The following is an 11,162-nucleotide window of genomic DNA, read 5'->3' as shown; positions in this document are numbered from 1 at the left end:
GGCTTGACAAAGAGCGATGCCAGTCAGACTGCATTCGGCATATCGCTTGCTCAAGAGAGCATCTGATGATCACGCGACAAACCACGATTCAACGCTCCGTCAGCATCAACGGCATTGGGCTACACACCGGCGCGGCTGTTCATCTTCGATTGTCTCCGGCGCCGGCCTATACCGGCATCGTGTTTCGCCGCGTTGATCTGGATGGGTTCGAGATACCGGCCTCGCCAGAGCTGGTCACCCACGTTCACTATGCCACCGCGCTTGTCCATAAAGGCGTGTTGATCGCCACAGTCGAACACCTGCTGGCAGCACTGCAGGGCTGCGGGGTTGATAATGTCTATGTGGAATTAGACAACATGGAAATTCCTATCGTTGATGGCAGCGCACAACCGTTTGTTGAGCTCGTTCGGGCTGCGACCGTGATAGAACTGGACGCGCCACGGCAGTATCTGCGCATCCTCAAGCGAATTGAAGTCGCTCAAAACAAGAAATTCATGGCGATCAGTCCGGCATCCGCGCTCACCATTGATTGCGCCATCGAATTCGACCACCCGCTGATCGGCTATCAGCAATACTCGTTCCAGATGAGCGAACGGAATTTTGTTGAGCAGATCGCCCCTGCGCGAACGTTCGGATTCGTGCACGAGTTCGAAAACCTGCGTGGTATGGGCCTAATCAAAGGCGGCTCGTTGCAAAATGCGATCGCACTGACCCGCGACGGCATGATGAACGCTGAACCATTGCGCTTCCCCAACGAATTTGTCCGGCACAAGATTTTAGATATTATCGGCGATCTGACCTTGCTAGGACGGCCTGTGCTTGGGCACATTCAGGCTATACGCTCAGGCCATGCCCTGCATAACGCGCTCGTCTCCAAACTCCTGCGTGACCCTCAGGCATGGGAAATCATCGAAGCGCCTGCGCACTACGCGTCAGCGCACAGGACAGCGCGTTGGCCGACGCACTCGTTTTCCGCCGAGGGTTGAAGCTGCTGCCGATCTGCTGCCTCCGCGTGACCCATTGGACGTATTTTGCGCAAACTGTACAACCAAGTTGAAGCTGCTGCCGACCTGCTGCCTCCGCGTGACCGAGTCTTTCTCAACTCACTTCTGCTGCATTTGGTTGAGCACGTCGCCGAGCCGTTTCATTTCTTCACCATAGCGAGCCCACTCGCCGGCCTTCAACGCTTCTTGCGCGCGATCATAATGCTGCTTAGCTTGAGCCGCGAGGCTCTCCAACGAAGCATCAGGCGGCGGCGGTGGCTGCTGGTCAGGCGCTCTTGGCTGAGCTGCCGTTGCAGCGCCGAAAATTCTGTTGAGCGCTTGTTCTAGCGTCTCCTCCATCGCGATCTCATTTTGATAAGCAACGATGACGCGCTTCAACTCTGGTATCTTGCCGGTCTCCGCGCGGAGGTACAACGGTTGAACATAAATCAGCGACTCATTGATTGGAATGACGACTTGCCGTCCCAGCAACACTTGCGAGCCGCGCTGGTCCCATAAGGTCAACTGACGGGAGACTTCAGGGTCCTGGTTGATCCGCGCCGAGATTTGCTTCGGTCCGAAGACGAGTTTTTGCTTTGATAACCGATAAACGACCAACTTGCCGTACTGCTGGCCATCCATGCGCGCGACCATCCAGGCAGCCAGATTGTCGCGGTTGCGCGGCGTAAACGGCCGCATCAGCAGAAACTCTTCGCGCGGCTCACCCGGCAAGCGCATGATCGTATGATACGGCTCGATGGACTGTTCCTTCCCTTCACTCGAATAGGTCGGGATGTCCCATTTGTCTTCCTTGTTGTAGAAGACTTGTGGATTGGTCATGTGGTAGGTGGCAAACATTCTCGTCTGAATAGCGAACAAATCGGACGGGAATTTCAAGTGCGACTTCAAATCGGCCGGCATCTGATCTAACGGGGTAAACATTTCGGGAAACGCGCGCTGATATGCCTGCACGAGCGGATCAGATGGATCGGCCAAATAAAACCGCGTCAATCCATGATACGCGTCAATGAGCACCTTGACGGAATTGCGAATATAGTTGATGCCGCTTTCAATGTTTTCGCTGTCATTTGTCTCTGTGGTGATCGGCTCAGAGTAGGGATACCGGTCCGAGACCGTGTAAGCATCACACAACCAATAGAGCCGACCATCACTGGCAATGACCATGTACGGGTCACGGTCAAACCGCAGAAACGGCGCGATGCGTTGCAGACGCGCTCGGATATTACGATAGAGCAGAATGCGGCTCTCTGCCGTCAAATCATTAGACAGAATGATATTCATCGAACCGTATCGTATGGCCAGCAGCAGCTTACGGAAAAATGAGCCGACAGGCACGCCCGCTTGTCCGGCATAGGTGGTTTCCACGTTATCTTCGCCGGCTGGGTAATCAAATTCCTTCAACGCGGTATTCACAAACACGTAGTCATTTGACGCTTCGCCGAAATAAATTTCAGGCCGCGTCACTTGAAGATCAACTTCCGAGGTTGGAGGAATGTCTTTGATGAAGAGCATCGGCAAGCCCGTTGGACTGACCCGATTGACCGGCGCGAGCGTCAGCCCATAACCGTGTGTGAAGATGAATCGTTCATTGAGCCACGTTCGGGTTGGCAACGCTGACGAAACTAATTCGCGCGGTGAGAGCATCGTTTGACGATATTCGCCGTTGATCATGTAGCGGTCAATGTCCACCGAGATGAACCGATAGTAGGGGCGAAACACTTGAAGCTGCGAGAACGAATCAAGCAACGGTTGACGATCCCACAAGCGAATGTTGTTGATCGTCCCGGCATTCTCCTTGAGGTCTTGCGCCGTCAGCTCGCCTTCGCCTGACAACGCTCGTTCTTCAACTTGATCGAGACCAAAAGCCTTTCTGGTCGCCGCAATGTTAAACTCGATATAGGGCTTCTCTTTGTCAACTTCATTTGGGGTAACTACAAACCGCTGGACGAGTGCCGGATAAATCCAATAGGCGCCAAGCATGACAACGTAGAGTGCGACAGCCGCCACGGCCAATCGGTTTCGCGCCGTGAAGCCATTGGCGATCATCATCAGCGCGCCGATGATCAATACTGTTACGAGCAGGCGCAGCAATGGCAGGTCAGCGTGCACGTCGGTGTAACTGGCGCCCCATACAACGCCGCGCGGCGAGTAAACCAAGTTGGGAATCTCCAGATACGTGCTCCACGCATGCAAGAGGAAAAGCACGGCCGCGAGGATGGAAAGATGCTGCTTGGCCGGTCGGGCCAGCCAGCCGTGTCCCATTGCGCCGATGAATCGCTTGAGCACATACACAATCAGAACGACCACCAAACACACAATAACCAACCCTTGTCCCACTGCGACGACGTATTCCCACCATGGTAACTCGAACAAGTAGTAACTGAGGCTACGGGAAAACAAGGGGTCCTGCTGAGCCAGTTGCGGTCGGTGAGCATACTGCAACCAGGTTTGCCATTGCGGCACTGCTGAGAGCCCCATGAAAACGCCGACCAACAGCGAGACGACCAGCGCGATGCGCCGCTGCCGGCTTTCTGGAACGCTTACTTGTGTATACACATCACCGTGTCGGAGCATGATCTCATGGCCAGGAGCCAATTTTCGAGCCAGCCACAAATTGCCGTAAATGACGGCAAAGGCCAGCAACCCCACACTCATCCCCAGCCCGAGCTTCGTCAGCAGAGTGCGCAGGTAGACTTGTGTGTAACCGACTTCATTGAACCACAACCAGTCAATGTAGAAGCCTGTGAATCGCACACCAAAGAAGAAGAGAAATACGAGAACCCAAAACCATAGAAAGTAGCTCCGTCTGTTGGTCATTGTTGATCCCTCCTCAGAAAATAGCCACAGATTTCACAGATTCACACCGATGGTTCTCCTGGTTACAATCGGTGCAATCTACTCCTCCTTATGAAAATAACCATTTTCATCCTTCGCGTGGCGAACGTGCGCTCATGAGCCATTCCTGTGAGGCTGCTCGTCATGAGGCAGCGGCATCTGAGCCCACCCGAGCGCTCGGCGAATCGCGCGGCGCGGATTGATCACTCCCCAGCCTTGCTTGTCTACATCGTAGCGTGGCAAACGTCGCGCTGATTCAATCAACGCTAATTTGACTTGCTGCGGCGTCAACTGCGGGTTGGCTTGTAGCATCTGGGCGACGATGGACGAGACAATAGGGGCGGCAAAGGATGTGCCATCCACGTGCTTGTAATGTTGACTAATCACATTATTGGCTCGCATCAGGTGGCGGGCTAATTTTTGAAGCGCGACTGGCGATTGATCGCTCGCCTGATCCAGTATCGGTTCAACCCCAGGATGAGCTTGTAGCACAGCTTTGACGCGACGCAACGGAGCTTGACAGATCAACTCCAACAAACGAGCCTGATCAGCCACCGGCGTGCCGGGCAGGATCGGCGCAGCCAGCCAGATAGATGGCGCGATGATCTCCGGCTTCTGCAAGCCGTCCAGTGTTGGTCCATAGCTGGAGCGATACATGCGAAAGCCGCTCCAATCAAGTTGATTGTTGTCATCCAGCCCTCCCACCGTAATGACGGAGGGCGCGTTGGCCGGCGCAATCACCGGATGCCTCGGTTCATGTCCTTTGTTGCCAGCCGCCGCTACGACAACGATACCTGCTCGCACCGCTGCATCGGCCGCTTGCGCCAACGGATCAACCAGGTAAGAAGCTTCATAATCGCCGCCACAGGAAATGTTCAGCACGCGAATCCCATACTCTTGACGATGCGCAATCACCCACTCGATGCCTCGACGAATGTCATCATGAGTGATGCGGTGAATCGAGCCGACTTTCACCAACACAACGGTCGCCTCATAAGCGATCCCTCGATACACACCGTGCGAAAGGTAACCGTTACCAGCCGCGACCACCGACGTCATCATCCCGTGCCAGGCATCTACATGGGGCTGCGTAATCTCTTGATTGAGTTCTTCAACGGAAGCGTGCTCTTTCAGGATATTGACGTAGGCGCGAATGCGATTGTCCGGTTTGACCAAATCAGGATGGACATAGAAACCCGAATCTAAAAACGCAATGGTCACGCCTCGGCCCGTGTAGCGATCATCCGTGTCCAGTCGCACCGGCGTTGGGATAATCCAGTAGGTCCGGTCAGCAAACGCAGGATGGTATTGCCGGAGCCGCACCAGCAAGCGATCAAACTTGGCTAAGCACCGCCGGCAAAGACCCTGCTCGGGCGACCAACGCGGATGATTGTGAGCAATCAGCTCGATCAGCACGCGAGCAGACGGCTGCTCAAACGCGAGCACCGGCACGGCGCCAGGCCGCAAACAAAGTGGACAGGTGGCAGCAGCAGCGTCCATTGTTAACCACGTAAAATGAACCGGGCGATGGCCTGAGCCACGCCATGCTCGTCGTTGGAGGCGGTCAGATAAAACGGCGCGCGCTTGATCGGCTCTTCAGCATTGCCCATGACCACGCCGATGCCAGCAAATTCCAGCATGTGCAGATCATTGTGATTATCGCCAACAGCCATGACCTGCTCCCGCCTCAATCCGGCACGCTCAGCCAAGCGCGCCAGCGCCCGCCCTTTTGAACACTGCGGGGCAAGGATGTCCAAAATAGACAGATCGCGATGCGGATAGGCCGTCTTCAACAGTGTCGCTCGACCGTTCAACTCAGCCAGCAACGCCGCTTCCAAGCGATCAATGCGCTCGCATGTGCCAGTGGACATCACCTGAATCGGATCGTCTTGAATATAGCTGCATAGATCATCAACCTGCTCCAGACCAATTGGGTTCTGGGGCATATACGTTCTGAGCCGAAGGCTTTCCGGCGAAAGCGACTCGAAGACGAGCCGCCCATAGCCTTCAGGATCATACGAACAGATCATATCCGCGCCAAGGCTTTTGCCGATGCTCACAACATGGCGAGCCGTCTCGGCAGCCAGCGGATAGTAATCTATCACCGCCCATGTCTCCGTCTGCTTAGTCAGCGCGCCGTTGTGGCAAATGAGTGGCGTTTGCAGGCCCAATTCACGTACCACCGGCAACGCAAAAGCAAATCGCCGACCTGTCACCAACACAACATCAACACCACGAGACCGCGCCTGATGAATCGCCCGGCGATTCTCGTCGCTGACGTGATATTGCGAGTTGAGCAGCGTTCCGTCAATATCCAGCGCTAAGAGCTTGATGTCCATTCAAACGTGTTGGTGATATTCAAAATGAAAATTCGAGTTGATCTGGCATGTGACTCAGTACAGCAAGCGCCATTATAACACAGGACAGTGTTGGTTCAACGCAGCGCCACGCAATTGCCCTCTCCTGGCTCCACACGAAGCGCAGCTTGCGCAGGCTCTGGTGTTGGTTCAACGCAGCGCCGCCGAGCACTTGACAGCGAGGGGACACATTCGGTTTAGTTGACGCCGTGAACGTCACACAGTTGCGATGCTCCAAATGCCATGCGGTCTATCCGCCCCAGCGCGTCTATCAGCTTTGCCGATGCGGCAAGCCGCTGCTGGTGGAATACGATTTAGCGCAAGCGGCGCGTCGGCTCACCAAAGAGGCGCTGCTGGCGCGGCCACCATCGCTTTGGCGATACCGCGACGTGTTGCCAGTCGAGCGCGACGAGAACATCATCACGCTTGGCGAAGGCTTCACGCCGCTGCTCAACGCTGAGCGGCTGGGGCGCCGTCTTGGCCTGTCACGTCTGTATATCAAGGACGAATCATACAACCCAACGGCTTCATTCAAAGCGCGAGGCATGGCCGTCGCCGTCTCGATGGCCAAGGAACTCGGCTTGACCAGGTTGGCTGTGCCGAGCGCCGGAAATGCAGCCGGCGCATTGGCTGCCTACGCGGCGCGCGCCGGCGTGCAGGCCTACATCTTCATGCCCAAGGATGTCCCTAAAGCTAATCTGATTGAAGCGGCCGCGTGCGGCGCGCGCGTCGAACTCGTTGACGGCGTCATCACGGACTGCGCCCGGCGATTGGCCGAGCTCAAACACGAACAAGACGTTTTCGATATGTCAACATTGAAAGAGCCATACCGCATCGAGGGCAAGAAGACAATGGGTTATGAGCTGGCTGAACAGTTGAACTGGCAATTGCCGGACGTGATTGTTTACCCGACCGGCGGCGGCACCGGTTTGATCGGCATGTGGAAAGCGTTTGATGAAATGGAGGCGATGGGTTGGATCAGCTCGCGCCGACCACGCATGATTTCAGTTCAGGCTTCGGGTTGCGCGCCGATTGTCCGGGCGTTTGAAGCCGGCCAGGATGAAGCTGACGAATTCCCTGACCCGCACACTATCGCTGCTGGATTGCGGGTTCCCCGCGCTATCGGCGATTTTCTTATGCTTGACATCCTGCGTCGAAGCGGCGGAGCGGCCATCGCCGTAAGCGATGAACAGATCATGGCTGCTATTAACGAAATCGCTTCCCTCGAAGGCATATTGACCGCGCCTGAAGGGGCAGCCTGTTTACCTGCGTTGCGGCGGTTGATCGCTCAGCGTCAAGTGAACCCCGATGACACCATCGTTTTGTTCAATACAGCATCAGGACTGAAGTATCTTGATCTACACTTGAAGCCCTGATTTTCAAACATTGCTCTCCCGGAAATCTCTGCTGGCGGATGGAAGGTTCCAACGCAGAAAACTCAGGAATCACCCTCATGCTCCGCGCTCGCCACGAACCATGAAGATGGTTATTTTCAGAGGAGCATGCGTTTTGGAGTGCGGCGGCAAGCCCGTAGGGCGCGACGCCGCTTTGGCCTAGTGCGGAGTGTCAGGACAGAAAGCGCCGTCGCCGCTTCGCTCTGCCGGCGCACTCCAAAAACTCAGGAATCGCTCTTATGCTCCGCACTCGCCACGAACCATGAAAATGGCTGTTTCCAAAGGAGCATGCGTTTTGGAGTGCGGCGGCAAGCCCGTAGGGCGCGACGCCGCTTTGGCCTAGTGTGGAGTGTCAGGACCGAAAGCGCCGTCGCCGCTTCGCTCTGCCGGCGCACTCCAAAAACTCAGGAATCGCTGTTATGCTCCGCGCTCGCCACGAACCATGAAAACGGAACGCGGGCGGGAACGCCTGTGCCACTTTTTCTGAGGAGGACGTCAAAACAGGATATGCGCAGCGCATGTGACGTTGCGATTTCAGCGGTGAACGTTGTTTTGAGATCTCGCGCTTCGGATTTTCCCACTACTTGTGCTACACTGCTTCGGCCTATGGACAGGAGAGAACGGTTATATCTCACAATACATCCAATTGCGAATTGATGAACTGGGGTGAGCTGAGCTATGGATTGGACAGAATGGTTATATCTCGTACCGACGGTGATTGAGCAGACGAGCCGCGGCGAGCGCGCTTATGACATCTACTCGCGGCTCTTGAAAGATCACATCATTTTCCTGGGCACGCCGATTACTGATGAGATTGCGAATCTCGTTATTGCCCAGATGTTGTTTCTGGAAGCCGAAGACCCAGAGAAAGACATCAGCCTGTATATCAATTCACCGGGCGGGTCAGTCACGGCCACGCTGGCCATTTACGACACCATGCAGTTTGTGCGCCCGGATGTGAGCACCATTTGTATTGGCCAAGCGGCCAGTGGGGCAGCCGTGCTGTTGGCCGCCGGCGCCAAAGGGAAGCGCTTTTGCCTACCCAATTCGCGGATTGTCATTCATCAGCCGTTCATCTACGGCCAAGGCATTGGCGGTCAAGCCACCGATATCCAGATTCACGCCCGCGAATTGATCCGGTTACGTCAGACTATCAGCCGGTTGCTCTCCGAACATTCGGGCAAGCCCTTTGCTGATGTAGACCGCGACATTGAGCGAGACTACATCATGACAGCAACGGACGCGGTTGAGTATGGCCTGATTGACCGCGTGATCGCGCAGCGGGAGCCACGCTGAAGGTTTAACGAATAAACACCACTGTCTGACAATCGGGAATCTCAAACGTGCGCCCGCAACGCGGGTTTTGACACATTAGCTCGTCGTCAACACGCACATAATGGTCCATCGCTTTGGCGAATTTGATGCGATCCTGATCGGTGGCGTGCCGCGGTAACGCCTGCTTTTTCGTTCGTCGAATCCAGCGCACGCGATATTCATTTTCGACGCGGCATTTGGTGCAACGGTATCGGGCAATTTTGATTTCGAGCTGCTCGGTATAATAGTCGCGTTCATCCATGCGCCGCATTCTAGCACAAAGTGGATGCGCCTTGAAATCGAGCGAGGCTGACGCCCAAAAGCTGTGCGTTGACGAGAGCCGATCGCTTCATGTACATTGCCGCATTGACAGCTTTTGCGAGAGCGAGGAGCAGAAGCCGTATGCAAAGACGGGCGCGGGCGTTAATGACCGACCTCTATGAACTGACCATGGCGGCCGGTTATTTCGAGAATCACATCCATCCGGTGGCCAGCTTTGAAGTATTCGTCAGGGACATACCGCGCAACCGGAATTACCTGCTGGCCGCAGGATTGGCGCAAGTGTTAGATTACCTGACCGAGTTGCGGTTCAGCGATGACGAGATCGAATTCTTGCGTCGGCAGCCGGTCTTTCGTCACGTGTCTGACGGCTTCTTTGAGTACCTGAAAGGATTTCGCTTCACCGGCGACATCTGGGCGATGCCGGAAGGAACGCCGTTTTTCTCCAACGAACCGATCCTACGCGTGACAGCCCCGCTGATTGAGGCGCAAATTTTGGAGACATATATCTTGTCGGCCATCAATTTTCAAACAACGATTGCCTCCAAAGCCGCTCGCATCGTCGAAGCGGCACAGGGCCGACCCGTGATCGAATTTGGCGCGCGCCGCGCCCATACGATGGATGCCGCGCTGTACGGCGCGCGCGCTGCCTACATTGGCGGGTGCGCCGGCACGTCGAACGTTGAGGCCGGTTGTTTGTTTGGCATTCCAATTTTCGGCACGATGGCTCATTCGTGGATGATGGTTTTTCCTTCAGAGATGGAAGCGTTTCAGGCCTATTACCGGGTCTTCCCTGAATCAACCACGCTGCTCGTTGATACCTACGACACGCTGGCTGGCGCGCGTCACGCCACGCGCCTTGGACCTGTCATTCGCGCGGTTCGCCTCGACAGCGGCGACATTGTTCAACTGAGCCAACAGGTGCGCCAGATTCTGAATGACGCCGGCATGCACCAGACGCGGATCATGGTCAGCAGCGAGCTGGATGAATATCGCATCACTGAGCTGCTGGCTGCCGGCGCGCCCATTGATCTGTTCGGCGTCGGCACTCATCTGTCCGTCTCGTATGATGCGCCGACGTTGGGAGGCGTCTACAAACTCGTCGAGATGAATCTCGATGGCCGCGTCCACTATCGCATGAAGCTGAGCGCCGATAAGACAACGCTGCCCGGACGTAAACAGGTCTGGCGCACGGTGGATGACGCCGGCCAATTCCTCTATGACACGATTGGATTGATGGATGAGCCTGCGCCGGCGGGCGCATTCCCGTTGTTGCGTCAATACATGACAGCAGGCCGACTCAATCAACCCTACCCGACGCTTTCAGAGATTCAACAAACAGCGCGTGACAACCGCTTGCGGTTGCCGGCCGCCTGTCGAGCTATCGGCGAAGCGGAGCCGTACCCTGTGAAAATCAGCCAGGCGTTGCGCACGCTGAGTCAACATCTGGCTTCTTCGCTCACCTCAACCTACAACGAGCCCTGACGATGCCTGCGCCGCATACATTCCTGGTCACCACCGACGTGGTCTTGTTCACTCTCGTAGACGGACAACTCAACGTCTTGCTCATTCAGCGACGGTTTCCTCCATTTCAACATCATTGGGCGTTCCCCGGCGGATTTGTCGAGCCTGGCGAACATCTGGACGACGCCGCGCGACGCGAGCTACGTGAAGAAACCGGCCTCATCGTTGACACGCTTGACCAACTTGGCGCCTACGGCGACCCTGGCCGCGATCCACGCGGGCAGGTCATCAGCATCGTTTACTGGGCTGTCGTAGATCAACAGAACTTCCGGCCACAGGCCGAGGATGACGCCGCTGCTGTTGGTTGGTTCCCAGCCGATGACCCGCCACCGCTGGCGTTTGATCATGCCAAGATTCTGCGACACGCGATCCAACGCTATCAGGAAACCACTCACCTCAAATCTTGTTTGTCATGCGCTGACTTGACTTCCCCGCGCGTTTGAACAAAAATGCCG

The 11,162-nt window shown here is 55.8% G+C and carries 9 protein-coding genes; 5 read left to right on the top strand and 4 right to left on the bottom strand.

Annotated features, from left to right (window positions below; genetic code table 11):
* Positions 1 to 986 (top strand): UDP-3-O-acyl-N-acetylglucosamine deacetylase (lpxC, locus tag NZ823_05600; GenBank protein ID MCS6804606.1); only part of this gene is annotated, 986 nt, incomplete at its 5' end.
* 117 nt (positions 987 to 1,103) lie between these two features.
* On the opposite strand, the gene NZ823_05595 is transcribed toward lpxC, so the two are convergent.
* The 3 genes from NZ823_05595 to NZ823_05585 all read right to left on the bottom strand — a co-directional run bounded on the left by NZ823_05595 (position 1,104) and on the right by NZ823_05585 (position 6,178).
* On the bottom strand, positions 1,104 to 3,821 hold the full coding sequence (locus NZ823_05595; GenBank protein MCS6804605.1) for a UPF0182 family protein: 2,718 nt from the start codon (positions 3,819 to 3,821) through the stop codon (positions 1,104 to 1,106).
* Between the two features lie 132 nt (positions 3,822 to 3,953).
* Positions 3,954 to 5,339 (bottom strand): S8 family serine peptidase, encoded by a 1,386-nt coding sequence (locus NZ823_05590; GenBank protein ID MCS6804604.1) that lies wholly within the window; start codon positions 5,337 to 5,339, stop codon positions 3,954 to 3,956.
* A 2-nt stretch (positions 5,340 to 5,341) separates the two neighbouring features.
* Positions 5,342 to 6,178: a Cof-type HAD-IIB family hydrolase gene (locus NZ823_05585; protein ID MCS6804603.1), complete on the bottom strand. Its 837-nt coding sequence runs from the start codon at positions 6,176 to 6,178 to the stop codon at positions 5,342 to 5,344.
* 227 nt (positions 6,179 to 6,405) lie between these two features.
* Between NZ823_05585 and NZ823_05580 the strand changes: the two genes are divergently transcribed.
* Complete coding sequence (locus NZ823_05580) at positions 6,406 to 7,572, top strand: threonine synthase (GenBank protein MCS6804602.1); 1,167 nt, start codon at positions 6,406 to 6,408, stop codon at positions 7,570 to 7,572.
* Between the two features lie 696 nt (positions 7,573 to 8,268).
* The gene (locus NZ823_05575; protein ID MCS6804601.1) at positions 8,269 to 8,886 is read left to right on the top strand and encodes an ATP-dependent Clp protease proteolytic subunit; all 618 of its coding nucleotides are present in this window, start codon (positions 8,269 to 8,271) and stop codon (positions 8,884 to 8,886) included.
* A gap of 4 nt (positions 8,887 to 8,890) precedes the next feature.
* On the opposite strand, the gene NZ823_05570 is transcribed toward NZ823_05575, so the two are convergent.
* Positions 8,891 to 9,166, bottom strand: coding sequence for a hypothetical protein (locus NZ823_05570; protein MCS6804600.1), 276 nt, complete (start codon positions 9,164 to 9,166; stop codon positions 8,891 to 8,893).
* Positions 9,167 to 9,306: 140 nt separating this feature from the next.
* Between NZ823_05570 and NZ823_05565 the strand changes: the two genes are divergently transcribed.
* On the top strand, positions 9,307 to 10,668 hold the full coding sequence (locus tag NZ823_05565) for a nicotinate phosphoribosyltransferase (protein MCS6804599.1): 1,362 nt from the start codon (positions 9,307 to 9,309) through the stop codon (positions 10,666 to 10,668).
* 2 nt (positions 10,669 to 10,670) lie between these two features.
* Positions 10,671 to 11,150, top strand: coding sequence for an NUDIX hydrolase (locus NZ823_05560; protein MCS6804598.1), 480 nt, complete (start codon positions 10,671 to 10,673; stop codon positions 11,148 to 11,150).
* Positions 11,151 to 11,162: the final 12 nt, after the last annotated feature.

The sequence above is a fragment of the Blastocatellia bacterium genome (genome assembly GCA_025054955.1).
Classification (GTDB): domain Bacteria; phylum Acidobacteriota; class Blastocatellia; order HR10; family J050; genus JANWZE01.
This window is presented reverse-complemented; position numbering and strand designations above follow the sequence as displayed.